Genomic DNA, 14,216 nt, shown 5'->3' with positions numbered 1-14,216 from the left:
AGTCGCGAGTCCTCGGCAGCCAGTGATGGCTGCCGAGGACTGTCCTCCAGCTTCGCAATGAAGCCCTGACGTCACCTATCAGCCGGCAGCTAGCCCTTCTCCATTTGCTCTCCTTCCTCTCGCCTTTATGCGCCAGGAGCTAGATTTCAAGCGGAAAAAACCTTGAGTGGCATCTACCTTCATAGACAGCTTTCAACAACAAATAGAGGCCGATTGTGATCGTAGACCGGTTGAATCCACAGTCAGTAGCGGCCTCTCGCCAGGGGCATCAATCGGCTGCCCTCAGCCACTGGGCGGTCGAGCATGGGCAGGCAGCCAGCCCAGGCGCGCTTATGGTGGCTCTGCGTAAGCCAGCAAAAGCGCCTGGCTTGTGTAAGGCCAGCTCGAACTGCAAGCCAGATGGTGAACACTCGTTCCGGGAAGCGATTCGCACTGTCTGCTGTCAGCGGGAAATCTTCCTGGTCGCGACGAACTATCCGGGTTGATCGCGGCAATGAGTCACCGCAACCATTGCGCATACCAATCGATGGTTCGCTGCAGGCGGTCTCGGACAAAAGAGGGCCGCCGCAACACGTGCCCTTCGCCCGGATAGACAACCAACTGTGTCGGGACGCCGTTGACCTTTAGCGCCTGGTACATCTGCTCGCTTCCCACCAGAGGCACGCTCCAGTCCCGGTCACCGCCCATGAACAATGTCGGCGTTCGGATCTGGCCGGCATGGAAGAACGGCCGGGAGGCATCGATCCATGCCTGCGGGGCGAGCCATGGGTCTGGAAACTCAGCTCTCCAGAAGGTCAGCCACTGGTCATGTCCGTACTGGGCGATACGGCTGCCGCTGCCCGCACCACTGATGGCCGCCTTGAACCTGCTATCCGCAGCAATCAGGTAGTCGGTGAGGATGCCCCCGAAGCTCCAGCCCCCCACTCCAAGACGCTGCGGATCAGCGATACCGCTCGACACCAGGTAATCAACACCAGCAAGCAGGTCGGCCACCGGCAAATTACCCCAATCCCCCGTCAGCGCCTTGCTGAAATCGGTGCCACGACCACTGCTTCCGCGATAGTTCACGTTCAACACGGCATAGCCCTGTGCCGCGAGTAGCTGTCGCTCGAAGACGAAAGCGTGGCTGTCCTGTGAGTTTGGTCCGCCATGGATGCGCAGAAGCGTGGGCAGAGTGTGACTGAGCCTTCCGCCGGGCAACGTCAGGAGGCCGTGCACGATCTGTCCATCACCGGAGCTGAACTCGACGTCCTTCGCCACCAGCCAGCGTACCTGCCGGTTGAGTGCGTCGTGGATGCCGCTGATGGACTGGCGCGGCAGGCCGGACGAGCCCCGTATCAAGCGAAACAGCTCGCCTGGACGTTCATCGCCAGAGGCAATGTAGAGGATGCCCGTCGATGTCACTGCGTAGTCGCTTACTGTCAGCGGGCCATCCAGTAAGCGGCTGACCCGGCCGTCAGCCAGCGTTACCTCTGCCAGCCCCTGGCTCCGGTCACCGCTGACCATGAAGCTCACGCGTTTGCCATCGGAACTGAAGGCAGGTGTGCTGACTGACTGATCCAGTGTCCTGGTCAGCGACCGGACGGCGCCGGAGTCCAGTGCAACCAGGGACAAGTGTGGGTGCTCGCGAAAATCGAGGTCACGCTCCGTGCTGTCGAGATAGGCTATCGAGCGACTGTCCGGTGCCCACGCCAGGGATGTCCCCATACCTAGTCGAGCGGGAGCAAGGGCGCGTGGAGGCTTTTCTCCTTTGCTGTCGACAACGAACAGGGTTTCGCTGCGACGCGCGTGTCTGCCGGGCTCCGCACTCGCAATGAAGGCAATCCAGCGGCCGTCCGGAGACCAGCGAGCCGAGCCAGGACTTGCCTGTCCGTCGCCGGCAACCCTATGCAATCGGCCGCCGGCCGGATCGAGGACGAAGAGAGAGGGTTCTGCTCCACTCAGATAGCCCTGTCCGTCCCGCTTGAACTCCAGGCGGTCAATGACCAGTGGCTGGCTGGCCGGACGAGCAGTCTCGCTGTCGTAAGTAATCAACACCTGCTTGCCGTCGGAAGACCACTCGTAGTCCAGGATCCGCCCCGACAGCCGGGAAAGCTGGCGGGGCGCAGAGCCATCGCGAACCACCCACAACTGGCGCGTTCCATGATCATCACGCAGAAAGCTGTAACCCTGGTCGCCCGGAACACTTCGCGCCTGCGAAAAAGCCTGGTCGCCGCCCAGCAGGAGGCGAGGCGTCCGCTCCGCCGAATGGGCGAGCCAGAGTTCCCTCTGCTGTACATCGTCCGTGGATGATGGGCGGGTGACCGTGTACAGCACGCCCTCGCCGCCTGCCGTCGCGCGCAGCTCGCTGAGCTCAGCGAGCTGCGCGATGTCGGCAAGAACGGTCGGTCTGGCAGGCTCCGCAACCGCTGCCAGCGGAAGCCAGCACGCCAGCAGAGCGGCACCGAGGGGCGCCTTGCGGCGCCCCTGGCGGGACCTATGCGTGTCGCTCCCCTCAATGGAAGGCATAGGTGAGCCCCACATAGACGCCGAAGCCATCGCCCGGAACTGAGCGTGCGACGTCCTTGCCCTTGTCGTCGTAACCCGGAGTGACGATGTTCGCGTAGCGCTCATTGGTCAGGTTGCGAAGGTCAAGCCAGCCTTGCCAATCTTTTCCCGGAGCGTCATAGCCCACGCGAGCACCGAAGATGTTATACGAACCGGCATAGAACGAGTTCGCGTAGTCCACCGGAATTCGCGAGGAATACTCGGTGTTCAGCCCGGCATACAAACCGTTGGGGAGGCTGTATCGCAGTTCGGCCTGGTAGTAATGCTTGGGAATACCCGGCAGTTGGTTACCGCCGAAACGATCATCGTCGCGGTAATGGAAATCGCTGTAGGTGTAGGCCTGAGTGAGGTTCAGGCGGCCGTGGCCGCCACCATCCCAGAGCAGGCTGTCCAGGCTGAACTCCACGCCTTGGTGAATCGTCGGGCTGGCGTTGGATTCGGCGATGATGGCCGAAGTGGTGGCCGTGGCAGCCTGGGTCTCGACACTCAGCAGTTCGTGACGAACCTCCGAGCGATACACCGCCAGATCCCAGTGCCCGAACCGAGCGTCACCGCGGCCGCCCACCTCGAGCGTGGTAGCGGTCTGGTTCTTCAGTTTGACGGGCTCGCGCTGCAAGCCGGTGGCAGGCCCGCTTCCGGCCGGGAAGTACTTGTTCGAGCCCCAGATGAGCGACCAGGCGTGTGGCGGTTCGACCGAGCGACTGAGGTTGCCGTAGACCTGCAACTGCGGGCTGAACTCGTAGCGCAACCCGACACGCGGTGCATAGTCCCAGTCATGCTGGCTCACCTTGCCGCCGCCCTCCGGATAGGTCACTTCACTTTCACGGCGGGTATAGATGGCCGCCAGGCCGGTGGTCAGCCACAAGCTCGGAGCAAGCTCCAGGTCGTTACCGATGTGCAGCACACTGTCGGAACCCAGGTAGCTGTAATCGCGCGTCTTGGTGCCGACGGCGTACGCGGCGGTGTTGCCGGTGGGCACACGCACATACTCCGAAGTGCCGTTGTTGGGCAGCGCCTTGGTGCTGCGCAGGCCGACGGTGGTGGTGCTGTCGTGGCCGAACAGGGTGTCCTGGCGAATGTAGTTCAGTACCCCGCTGACATCGGTGTAGGCGACCTTGATGCGGTTGGTGCCCTCGCGCAGATCCATGGGGTAGTCGTGGTAGACCAGGCCGGCTTCCACCCGCGAGTTGTCGTCGAGGTAGAAGGTCGTCTTGTTTCCGAACCAGGTCGTACCCGGTTGGATGCGCTTGGAGTCCCGAGCCACGTAGACCGGGTTCGCCGCCCTGGGGTCGTGATTGATCTGGTAGCGGGTCAGGTTGCCCGGCATGTTGTTGTCGGTTTCCCGATAGCGGAAGTAGAAGCGGGTCTCGAGATTGGGATTGAAGCGATAGCCAAAGTTCGCCGCGACGCCCTTGCCGCTGCCGCCACTGTGGTCGCGGTAGCCGTCGTATTCCGAGTCCGTGAGGCTGACGTAGTAGTCCGCATCGCCCAGCACCTGGCCAGAGCTGATCTCGCGCTTGGCATACCCGTTGGAGCCCGCCTCATAGTGCAACTGCAACTTCGGTGCGTCATATCCAGTGTGGGTGACGTAGTTGACCGCACCGCCCAGCGCCAGGGCTCCCCGGTCGAACCCATTAGCCCCGCGCAAAACCTCTACCCGGCTCAGCCAGAGCGGTTCCTTGAGCTCGTACGGTGTACCGCCAGGCCCCGTAAGCGGCAGGCCGTCGATGGTCTCGTAGAGGCCGGACGCGTGGGCACCTGCGCCGCGGTTTAGTCCCGAACCACGGATCGACAGCTTGATACCGTCATTGTTGGTCGCCTTGGCATAGACGCCGGGCTGGTACTTAAACACGTCTTCGTTGTTGCTGGCACGGCCCTGCTCAACGCTCTGCAAGTCAATGTAGTTGGTACCGCCCGGGGTCTTGTCCAGTTGCTCCTTGGCGACCTCCGCTTCAGTCTGCGCGCGGCCAATGACCTCGACTTTTTCCAGTTCGACAGCGGTGTTCGGTTGATCGGCCTGGGCAATCTGGCTGAAGGCCAACGCGACGCTATAGCCCAGCCAGGGCAATGCACGGCGTGCAAAAGGTGGTTGTTGGGACTGCATGGGACTACATCCTTGAAAGACGATTAGACACTCAACGCGCGAGCTCAGCCGCGGCGCTGCAATGGGTGGTTGCTTGGCAGGCGATCGCCTTTGCCAAAGAGTTTCTGACGCAGGGTTCCGGGGCGGTATTCCTGCTTGAGCAGGCCGCGCTTGCGCAGCTCCGGCGCCAGGCCGTCGCTGAAATCCTCGAAGCTGCCTGGAGAGATCACGTAGGTGACGTTGATGCCATCCACCCCGGCGTCCTTCCATTTCTGAAGCTCATCGGCCAGGCGCTCGGGGCAGCCGACAATCTGCCGGTTGCGGCGCCACAGTAAGACCTGGCCAAGCGTCCACTTCTGGTCGGGCGCTGACTGTCGAAGGCTGTTCAGCCAGCCTTGCTGAGTGTTTGTGCGAATGCTCTCCAACGGTGTGTTCAAATCCACCGCTGAAATATCCTGGCCCGCCGCGCTGCTCAGTTGCGCCGCGAAGGCTTCCTCATCGAGATATTCCCGGTAGCTGGCATCCTTCGCCCTGGCTTCTTCATCGGTGCCGCCAACCACGAAAGTGAGTCCTTGGAAGAACAGAATGCTCGAAGGGTCACGCCCCAATGACTGGGCACGTCGGCGAACGTCAGCGATGATCTGCTGGGCCCCGAGCGGGGTCGTCGAGTCGAGGAAGATGGCTTCGGCATTGCGCGCAGCGAATTGCCGGCCAGCCTCCGACGAACCCGCCTGGAACAACACCGGGGTGCGCTGCTGCGAGGGCTCGGACAAGTGCGGGCCGGGCACCTGGTAGAACTGACCTTCGAAATCGATGCGGTGCACCTTGGCAGGATCGGCATAACGGCCCATTACCTTGTCACGCAGCACGGCATCATCCTCCCAGCTGTGCTGCCAGAGCCGACCGCAGACTTCCAGGTACTCCGCCGCCATGGCATAGCGAGTGTCATGTTCGGGCAGGTCGCCCCAGCCAAGGTTTCGCGCCGCGCTCGCCAGATGCGAGGTGACGATGTTCCAGCCCACACGCCCCTCGGTGATGTGATCCAGCGTCGAGACCCGCCGCGCGAAGTTGAACGGAGGCTCTTGCAGGATGGACTGGGTGAAGACAAAGCCCAGGTGCTCTGTAACCGCGCTCATCAGCGGAATCAGCACGCTCGGATCACCACCAGGGGTCTGCATCGCCCTGCTGACCGCCGTCTGATAGCCACCTCGGTAGATGTCATGGACGCCCACGACATCCGCCAAGAAGATGCTGTCGAAACCGCCACGCTCAAGCGTCCTGGCCAGGTCAGTCCAGAAGCGCGGGCGGGTGTAATCGAAACGCTTGGACTCCGGATGAGCCCAGACGCCGTGATATGCCAGGGAGACGCAGTTCTGCTCGAAAGCATTGAAGAAAAGCTCATTGGCACCGCGGCCAGAAGAAAGGTCGCTCATGAAAAAGTCCTTAAACGGGGCGTTGCCAGTCCGGCAACGGAAGATCCAGGTGTTCGCGCAAGGTCTCGCCCTGGTACTGGCTACGCAGCACCTGGCGCTCTTGCAGTAGCGGAATGACGTGGTCCAGCAGGCCGTCGAGGGAGGCGCTCAGATCCGCAGGCAACACCACGTATCCATCGGTTGCTCCAGCCTCGAAGCGTTCCTGCAACTGGTCGGCGATCTGCTCGTAGCTGCCCACCGGCGTCCAATGCCCCCGCGAGCTCACCAACCGTTGCAGGATTTCTCCAAGCGAGCGCTGCTGATCCGCCAGCGCCAATAGCTCCTGCGCGGCTGTGCTGGGTTCAGCCTGGCGTGCCTGTCGTAGCAACGATTCGGGCAGCGGCTGGTCCAGTGCGAGGGACGTGCAGTCGATACCGTTCAGCAACCCTGAAAGCCGGCGAAGCGCCTGCTCCTGATCAGTCAGTTCAGCGAGCGCTCGCTGCTGCTCCTGCGCCTGGGTGACGGTCGGGCCACTGATCGGCGTCACCCCCTGCAGCACCCGCAGGTGCTCGGGGTCGCGCCCGTACTTGCGGGCGCGCTGCTTGAGGTCGCGATAGAAGCTTGCTGCTTGCTCCGCATCCCCCTGCATGGTGAAGACGATGTCCGCGTAGCGCGCGGCGAGTTCGCGGCCCTCCTCCGAAGACCCTGCCTGCACCACCACTGGCCGTCCTTGCGGGGAGCGCGGCGTTGGCAGTGCGCCCTTCACGCGCACATGCTCACCCCGGTAGTCGGCCACATGAATACGCCGCGGATCGCCATAACGCCCTGCCTGGCGATCAAGCAGGATCGCCCGCGGCTCCCAGCCGTCCCACAGCGCCCGGGCCGCTTCCAGCGTCTCGGTAGCTCGCTGGTAGCGCGTTGCATGTGCGGGCAACTGCTCAAGTCCATAGAGCTGCTGCCCGCCACGGGAGGTCACGATGTTGACGCCTGCACGCCCACGGCTCAGGTGATCCAGCGAAAGAACCTGGCGTGCCAAGGTGTATGCAGGCGTGAACGTGGTCGAAACGGTAGCAATCAGGCCAATCCGCGAGGTCACTGCGGCCAGCGCTGCAAGCAGTGTCAGCGGCTCGAGCTGGTTGGTCGGCCAACTGGCATGGGATTGCGGGTCGAAGCCTGCGACGTCGGCCACGAACAGACTGTCGATCGCCGACGCCTCGGCGCGCCGGGCCAGCCGCTGGAACAGCTGCAGATCGCAGAGTTGCTCCGCCGCACTGTCGGGCTGTCGCCAAGCCGCCTGGTGGAAACCGGCATCTCCGGTCACCAGGGCCAGGTGCATCTTCCCGCGGCGACTCATGCTGCTGGCGCGCTGGCGAAATCGATACTTCCGGCCAGCGGCGCGCTGGCGGCCACCTGCCCCTGCAACAGCGCCAGCTTGGCACTGATGACGCGCGCAGCGTCCGAGCCCAGGATAAGCCGGGAAGCAAACCCATCAGCCGGAAGACCGGCGCCAACCTGATCGATGATGCGCCGCGCTGCCTGCTGCGGATCCCCGGGTTGCTGGCCACGGCTCTGCGCAAGCCCGCCCCGCGCCACGCCCGAACTTGCCTCGTAATCCGCAATACGCGTCTGACTGGTAAGCAGCGACTGGTCCTCGAGGAATTCCGTGCGCAGGATGCCGGGTTCGACGATCAGAACGCGCACACCGAGCGCCGCCGTTTCCTTGGCCAGCGCTTCGCTCAAGCCTTCGAGGGCGAACTTGCTGGCGGAGTAGACGCCCCAGGATGCCGCGCCAGAGAAGCCTGCCAGCGAGCTGATGTTCACCAGGTTGCCGGCACGCTGGGCACGGAAGCCTGGCAGAACCGCCCGGATAACATTCAGCGCGCCATGCAGATTCAGTTCGAAGACCTCGCGAACCTCCGCGTCGCTGGCCTCCTCGATAGCCCCCAGCAGGCCTTTGCCCGCGTTGTTGATGACAGTGTCGATGCGTCCGAAGCGCTGCACTGTCGCTGCCACTGCCTCGCCGACTTGAATCGGGTCGACCAGATCAGCGGCAAGGCGCAGCAGCTGCGGATGCTCAGGTTCACCGACAGCGATCACGCGCGAAATCGCGGCTACCTGATGCCCGTCGGCGAGCAGCTCTTTCACCAAGTGCCATCCCAGCCCACGGCTGGATCCAGTAACAAGCCAAACTGCCATGCAAAGTTCCCCCAACCCCACTGAAGGGGCGTCATCGTTTATGGAAAGAGGTCTTAGAGGATGCCGCTGTTGGGCGGCAGGATTCCGTTGAGCAGGTGATTGCCCAGGTGGTGGATCTTCCAGCGCGCTGGATCGTGCAAAGAGTGGGTACGGGTGTTGCGCCAGTGGCGGTCAAGCCCCAGTGGTCGTGCCGTACCGCCCGCCCCCATCCAGTCGAAAACCGCGCTGCTCACACTGGCTGCTTGCTCGGCGGCAAAGGTCTTGGCGGCCGCAACGGCCAGGGAAATCTGCGCGGCAGCCTCTGCCGCCTGGTCGGGCGGGGTATCGGGATCACGCAGTAGCGGGTCGAGGTGGTCATAGGTCCGAGCGGCTTCGTCCAGCAGAGCCGCGGCGGCCCGCTGGGCGATGGCAAAACGGCCGAACGCCTGGATCACCACGGGGTCTTCGCTGTTGCTCGCAAACGGTGACTCACTGGAGGGTCGGGAACGCAGCCGAACGTACTCTGCACCGTCGCGCAGCGCAGCATCGAGAACTCCCAGGTCCAGCCCGATGTGGTGCAGTTGACCAAAGGCGCCATGGCTTTGCGGCTGCTCGAACAGCCTCCAGCGTTCGACCACCCGCCAGCGCGGCACCTCTACCCGCTCGAACGTGGTGGTGCCGCTGCTGGTACCGCGCTGGCCGAAGCCATTCCAGTCTTGCTCGACTCTGACACCCGCGGCCTGCCGCTCGACATAGGCAACTGCGATCCGTCCCTGGGGGTCCTTGGCCATCACCGCGATCCAGCGCGCGTGCACGGCACCCGTGCTGTAGTACTTGCGCCCATCCAGCAGATAATCGCCGCCGGGCTCGATCTCCCGCAGGCTGGTCTGGAAGTGCTCATAGCCACGCTTGACGCCGATTTCCGTCGTGCCGTTGCCAAACCAGGCGCCATCCAGTGCTTCGGCAAAGAAGAAGCGACGCTGGCGTTCGCTGCCAACCCGGCCTATCGCATCCAGGGCGGCATAGTGCGGCTGGAAAATTTGCGCCACGCTGGGGTCGGCCGCGGCAATGCGACGGTAGACCTTGGCAATGGTGACGGCGCTCGCCTGCACCCCACCATAAGCTTGCGGCACATTCAGCGCCAACAGGCCGCTGCTGGCGATCGCGGCGATCGCGGCGTCGGGTAGAGATCCGGTCGCGTCGCGCTCGATCGAACCTTCGGCAACCAGCGAATCCAGTCGGTCAAGAATGGCTTCGACTTCGGACTCGTCGCGAATTACATGCACGCTACTCATTGGACGACGCTCCCAACCGGCTGGCGCCCCGGCTCATCGATGTCCGCGGAGGGATCGCTTTCCAGCCCGCGGGCAGCAATGGCATCGCCGACAGCTTCGCTCTCCCGAATCAGGCGCACCAATACCGGCAGCACGATACGCACACCAGGCCGCGCGTAACCTCGCGCTTTACACGCATCTCGCGAGGTATCGATGGCACGACTCACGCTTGGAATCAGTCGGATAGTCAGCGCCAGCACCAGGCTCACCTTCCAGGTATCCACGCCGAATCGGCCGAAGGGACGCAGCAGTCGCTCGAACAGTTCGAGCATGCTGGAAACTCTCGTGGTCAGGGTCAGCAAACCCGCAAGCAGGATGGCGTTGTACATGGTCAGCGATAGCCGTGCGCCGGCTTGCCAGTCCTGCGTGAAGACCTGCACCAGCATGATTAGCACCACGAACGGCGCCAAGGCGCGCAACGCGGCGAATGCAGGTCGTAATCCGAGGCCAGCCTGCAGATACAACGCAAGGAAGAGTGCGAGCCAGGCTAGCTGGGCGGACAGGAAGGTGGTCAGAGACAACCCCGCGGAAAGCCCCAGGAGGCCAAGGAACTTCCAGCCGGGAGTCAATCGATGCAGCCAGGAGCTACCGGGCTTGAACAGACCCATCATGCCGAAAGCTCCTGGGGAACCCGCCGAGCGCGAATCAGGGCGCGGTATCGGGACACCGCCTCTGCCGGCAGGCCGTCGTAAAACACCCGTCCGCGGTCGATGACGACCACACGATCAAAGTCCTCGATAATCTCCAGTTGATGGGTCAGGAGAATGACCTGCTGCTCCAGCCGGCGCAGGGTATCGACGAAGATCTCGACGTTATGCAGATCGAGCAAAGTCGTGGGCTCGTCGCAGATCAGGATCTGTGGCTGCGTGGCCAGCACCGAGGCCAGTGCGAGCATCTGTTTCTGTCCGCCCGACAGCAGGTGCGCTGAATGCTCGGCGTGCTCCTGTAGGCCGAAGCGAGCCAGCAACGCATCGACTTCACGCTGGGTTCGCAGCTTGTCATAGCCAAAGCGGCGCAGACCCAGGGCAACATCTTCCGCGACGGTTGGCATGATGATCTGGCTATCGGCGTCGGAGAAAATGAAGCCCACTCGCTGGCGAGCCTGGACGGGATGGCGGCGCACTTCCACGCCGTTCACCACGACATCGCCCCGCTGCGGGATCAGCAGACCATTGAGCATGCGTGCCAGGGTCGACTTACCATTGCCATTGGCGCCGATGAAAGCGATTCGCTGCTCCTTGAGCTCCAGGTTGATGTCGTGCAGCACGGGCCAGTCGCCGAAGCTGTGGCTCAGGTTTCGAATGGAAATCACCGCTGGGAACCTCGGTATTCGATTGCGTAGGAAAGGGGTATCTCAGGACTCGCCGCGTCGAACACCGGCGGGCGGAATGGGGAGGGCGCGGAACAGCGAGCGACCGATCAGGGAAGCCAGCACCACCTTGAGCAGGTCGCCCGGCAGAAACTCCACGGCGGCCAGTACGGATGCGCCCAGACCACTGCCAAGCCGCCAGGCTGCAACCGGCAATCCGGCGGCATAGATCACCAGGATGCCACCGACGAAGTTCGCCAACAGGGCACGGCCGAGCGAGTAATGGCGCCCATCGTGGGGCGCTATCCAGGCAATCACCGCCACCCCTGGCAGCCAGCCCAGCAGAAATCCGGCGGAAGGCCCGAACAGGGGCGCCAGACCACCACGACCTCCTGAGAGCAAAGGCAGTCCGGCCAGCGTCAATGCCTGGAAGCAGAGCACGGCCAGCACCGCTCGCCGCGGCCCCAGCAGCGTGCCGGCGAGCATCACGCCGAGGGTTTGCGCGGTTATTGCCACGGGCCCCAACGGCAGGACGCCGAACAGGCCGAGCACAGCGATCAAGGCGGCGAACAACGCGATCAGCGCCAAGTCTCGTGGCAGCAGCGGACGGCGGGGCTTGGCAGGATGCCGGTGGTTAGGAAGTACGGAATCGTCCATCAGCGAACTCTTCAAATCAGTTATTGGTCAATACACTAACTGAACTCGATCCTACCCAGCTGAGCCGTGAGAGCAAAGATTGATTTGATCTATTGATATATCAGTAGTCGTTTTTATTCCTTTCAATTTCATGCGTAGAAAAACGAGTCTAGAGTGGCGCAATATCGACGATTGCGAAGGCTGGCTGTCGAATAGAAGCCAGATAAGAACGACTGTGTCATGGGTCACGGCTAACACAGCGTGGCTATCCACACCAGAAATGTCATGCATCAAACCAATAACATCTCCTTCGATGATATAATGCAAAGTCATGGGATTTACCCATTACATAATGATGCAGCCACTTACCGCACCACACCCTCCGAAAACCTGCGAGGCGCTATCTGCAATGACGGAAGAAAGTACGACCCTGAGCGAGCGGGATCTGCGTTTCAATTTTCGCAGTGGTACGCCAGCGCTCTTCCTGGTGGAAACCTTCGGCGAATGGACCCGCCGTCGTTATGACCGGATCATGACGGCAGAGGTGTGGAACGATTGGCTGCAGCAGATCGGTTATCCGACGGTTACCGAGGCACTCAGCGCCAACGACCTGGAGCAAATGCGCGACTTGCGCAGAGCGATCTATGGCCTGGCACAGGCGCGCGTAAAAGGAATGGATGCACTGCCCACCGACGTACGGGCTATCAATCAGTACGCAGAACACCCGATACCGGTTGCGCAACTGGCGGCGGACGGCCGTTCTCGTCGAGTGCCGGAAAGCATTTCGCAGGCACAGGTCCTGTCGATGTTGGCGCGAGATGCCATCGAACTGTTCTCCGGTGAATACGCCGAGCGCATCAGGGAGTGCGCCAGCCACATCTGCCCGGTCATCTTCGTCGACCGCTCGCGTCGAGGGGATCGGCACTGGTGCTCCACCAACTGCGGTGCTCGCCACGCCACTGCGCGGTACCGTCAACGCCAGCAACAGCCCGAGGACGTCGACTGATCGCTGCGCACGAGGACCGAGAACTGGTCGCCACACCCTGCTCCCCAGTTCACTGCCGGTGCGAAGATCCGGGATACAGCGCCAGGGCGATCACGAACAGCAGCCCCGCCGTCCCCACCGACGCGACCACGCCCTGTTCACCCATCGCACCAATGGCAGCGCCCGTGACGATCGGGCCCGCGATGCCGTCCACGATGTAGAACAACGCGATGGCGGTCATGGCCGTCGACCGTTGCTGTTAGCCGACTCGCTCGCCAGCTTCGATCACTTCCCGGGTGTTCATTTCGCCGATGGCACTGTCCCAGGCGAACGTGGCCAGTACAGCAAGCCACGGATTTGGCAGGCACAGAGCGATTAGCAGCACTCCGCCGACCATTACCAACCCGCACAGCAACTGCGAAACCCTGTATGAAGTGCGGTCGGCAACCCGGCCGATGGGAAGCTGAAGCGCCGCCCCGTCGGGTACGAATGCGGCAACCAACAGCGTGGCCGTCGCCAGCAGGTGTCCCGTTGCTAGGGTCTTGCCTGCCAAGGTCGGACGGCGATTTGACTGGTGGTGCCCGCTTTGAGTCGGGGTGGCTTATCGCAAAGCTCAGAGAAGGGACCGCTAATGTTCCTTTACCGAATTTTCCCTACAAATTAATCCATAGCGATATACCAATTATGAATCGGTTGATCTTAGTCATTACCATGACAAATAAGTAATGTGCCTGCGACCGTCCCGTCAGGCGCAGCTCGTTAGGCTCAAGAATCCTTAAGCCCTGCCATTCCCGCTGTCGGAATGAATTCTTCGAGCCCCTTATAAGCAATGTTTCAGCACGACCTTGTGGATCGCGAATTAGCTTTGATTTTTCTTACCAGTGCCCGATGTGGATGCTTTCGGCAAGCTGCACGCATTCTGAATAAACACATCGTGCCCATGCGGAAGAAGTTGAAGAAGCTCGAAACCGTCCTCGGCGATCGCTTGTTTGTCTTCGAGGATCGATCGTTGCGGCTGACCGCGGCCGGCCAAGCACTGCAAGCGAAGTTGACCCTCATTTTCGGCGACGTGATGGAGCAGGTTTCAAGTCCGCAACGAAGGCAATTGCGTCTCGCGGTGCAGCCGGATCTGCTCGACGACATACTTGCCAGAGAGGTCATTGCCTGGGCCCGCAAGGATGCCGGTATACATCTGCTGATCGTCCCCCAGCAAGGGCTGCCCGAGACTCCAGCAGACGTGACGGTGTGGCTCTCCGATATCGACAGCCCTCGCCCAAATCCAGGCTTCGCATTGACTCGCCCGCAATTGCTGGGGCGCATTGGCTACATGGCGCACGTCGCATCTCGATATGCGGGGGCCAAAATCCCGGCATCGGCGCACGAACTCGCGGACTTCTTGTTGGTACAGCACTCGGTGAACAAGACCGTTGCTGCCTTCGCCCCCTGGAACCGACTGCTGTCCCAGCGTGGAAAGGCCGTGGCACAGGTGCATACGCAAAGCTGGGTGCATGAGCTGGTCAGGAGCGCTGGTGGCATTGGCCTGCTCCCATCGTATGCAGCCTGTCTGGATAAGAGCTTGAGACCGCTATCCGATTTATTTACCCAACCGATGGAGCGCACTGCCTGGATGGCGGTTTCGCCGTTGGTTGCCCAGGAAGCGGATGTCACAGCGTTGGTGTCTGTCATCCAGCAAGCGTTTGAAAAACGCAGCGCGTGGTTTTCAGCATTGGCATGA

13 protein-coding genes are annotated in these 14,216 nt (G+C 62.1%); 2 read left to right on the top strand and 11 right to left on the bottom strand.

Features of this window, described 5'->3' with window-relative positions; all coding sequences use genetic code 11:
- Window positions 1-498: 498 nt before the first annotated feature.
- The 9 genes from L6D89_RS10225 to L6D89_RS10185 form a co-directional block, all read right to left on the bottom strand.
- Window positions 499-2,508 (bottom strand): S9 family peptidase, encoded by a 2,010-nt coding sequence (locus L6D89_RS10225; RefSeq protein WP_236199585.1) that lies wholly within the window; start codon window positions 2,506-2,508, stop codon window positions 499-501.
- Window positions 2,495-4,651: a TonB-dependent receptor family protein gene (locus tag L6D89_RS10220; RefSeq protein WP_236199584.1), complete on the bottom strand. Its 2,157-nt coding sequence runs from the start codon at window positions 4,649-4,651 to the stop codon at window positions 2,495-2,497. The genes L6D89_RS10225 and L6D89_RS10220 overlap by 14 nt, the downstream gene beginning before the upstream one ends.
- Before the next feature lie 44 nt (window positions 4,652-4,695).
- Window positions 4,696-6,063 carry an LLM class flavin-dependent oxidoreductase gene (locus L6D89_RS10215; protein WP_236199583.1) on the bottom strand — a complete coding sequence of 456 codons (1,368 nt, stop codon included), beginning with the start codon at window positions 6,061-6,063 and terminating at the stop codon, window positions 4,696-4,698.
- 10 nt (window positions 6,064-6,073) lie between these two features.
- Entirely contained in the window at window positions 6,074-7,378 is a 1,305-nt protein-coding gene (locus L6D89_RS10210; protein ID WP_236199582.1) for an NtaA/DmoA family FMN-dependent monooxygenase, read from the bottom strand.
- A 14-nt stretch (window positions 7,379-7,392) separates the two neighbouring features.
- Window positions 7,393-8,238 carry an SDR family NAD(P)-dependent oxidoreductase gene (locus L6D89_RS10205; RefSeq protein ID WP_276574788.1) on the bottom strand — a complete coding sequence of 282 codons (846 nt, stop codon included), beginning with the start codon at window positions 8,236-8,238 and terminating at the stop codon, window positions 7,393-7,395.
- A 53-nt stretch (window positions 8,239-8,291) separates the two neighbouring features.
- Entirely contained in the window at window positions 8,292-9,512 is a 1,221-nt protein-coding gene (locus L6D89_RS10200; RefSeq protein ID WP_236199580.1) for an acyl-CoA dehydrogenase family protein, read from the bottom strand.
- Complete coding sequence (locus L6D89_RS10195; protein WP_236199579.1) at window positions 9,509-10,162, bottom strand: CbiQ family ECF transporter T component; 654 nt, start codon at window positions 10,160-10,162, stop codon at window positions 9,509-9,511. Before L6D89_RS10195 ends, L6D89_RS10200 begins: the two co-directional genes overlap by 4 nt.
- Window positions 10,159-10,818, bottom strand: a complete 660-nt coding sequence (locus L6D89_RS10190) for an energy-coupling factor ABC transporter ATP-binding protein (RefSeq protein WP_236199578.1) — start codon at window positions 10,816-10,818, stop codon at window positions 10,159-10,161. The genes L6D89_RS10195 and L6D89_RS10190 overlap by 4 nt, the downstream gene beginning before the upstream one ends.
- Window positions 10,819-10,905: 87 nt before the next feature.
- Window positions 10,906-11,517, bottom strand: coding sequence for a biotin transporter BioY (locus L6D89_RS10185; protein WP_236199577.1), 612 nt, complete (start codon window positions 11,515-11,517; stop codon window positions 10,906-10,908).
- Window positions 11,518-11,905: 388 nt separating this feature from the next.
- Between L6D89_RS10185 and L6D89_RS10180 the strand changes: the two genes are divergently transcribed.
- Window positions 11,906-12,502, top strand: a complete 597-nt coding sequence (locus L6D89_RS10180; RefSeq protein WP_236199576.1) for a CGNR zinc finger domain-containing protein — start codon at window positions 11,906-11,908, stop codon at window positions 12,500-12,502.
- A 49-nt stretch (window positions 12,503-12,551) separates the two neighbouring features.
- Here L6D89_RS10180 and L6D89_RS10175 read toward each other — a convergent pair whose 3' ends face one another.
- Window positions 12,552-12,722: a hypothetical protein gene (locus tag L6D89_RS10175; RefSeq protein WP_236199575.1), complete on the bottom strand. Its 171-nt coding sequence runs from the start codon at window positions 12,720-12,722 to the stop codon at window positions 12,552-12,554.
- Between the two features lie 18 nt (window positions 12,723-12,740).
- On the bottom strand, window positions 12,741-13,034 hold the full coding sequence (locus L6D89_RS10170) for an MFS transporter (RefSeq protein WP_236199574.1): 294 nt from the start codon (window positions 13,032-13,034) through the stop codon (window positions 12,741-12,743).
- A 276-nt stretch (window positions 13,035-13,310) separates the two neighbouring features.
- On the opposite strand from L6D89_RS10170, the gene L6D89_RS10165 reads away from it, so the two are divergent.
- Window positions 13,311-14,216: a LysR family transcriptional regulator gene (locus tag L6D89_RS10165; RefSeq protein ID WP_236199573.1), complete on the top strand. Its 906-nt coding sequence runs from the start codon at window positions 13,311-13,313 to the stop codon at window positions 14,214-14,216.

This window comes from Pseudomonas pseudonitroreducens, assembly GCF_021603645.1.
In the GTDB taxonomy this organism is placed as follows: domain Bacteria; phylum Pseudomonadota; class Gammaproteobacteria; order Pseudomonadales; family Pseudomonadaceae; genus Pseudomonas; species Pseudomonas pseudonitroreducens.
Note: the sequence above shows the minus strand (reverse complement) of the source record. Positions and strands in the feature narration are given on the sequence as shown.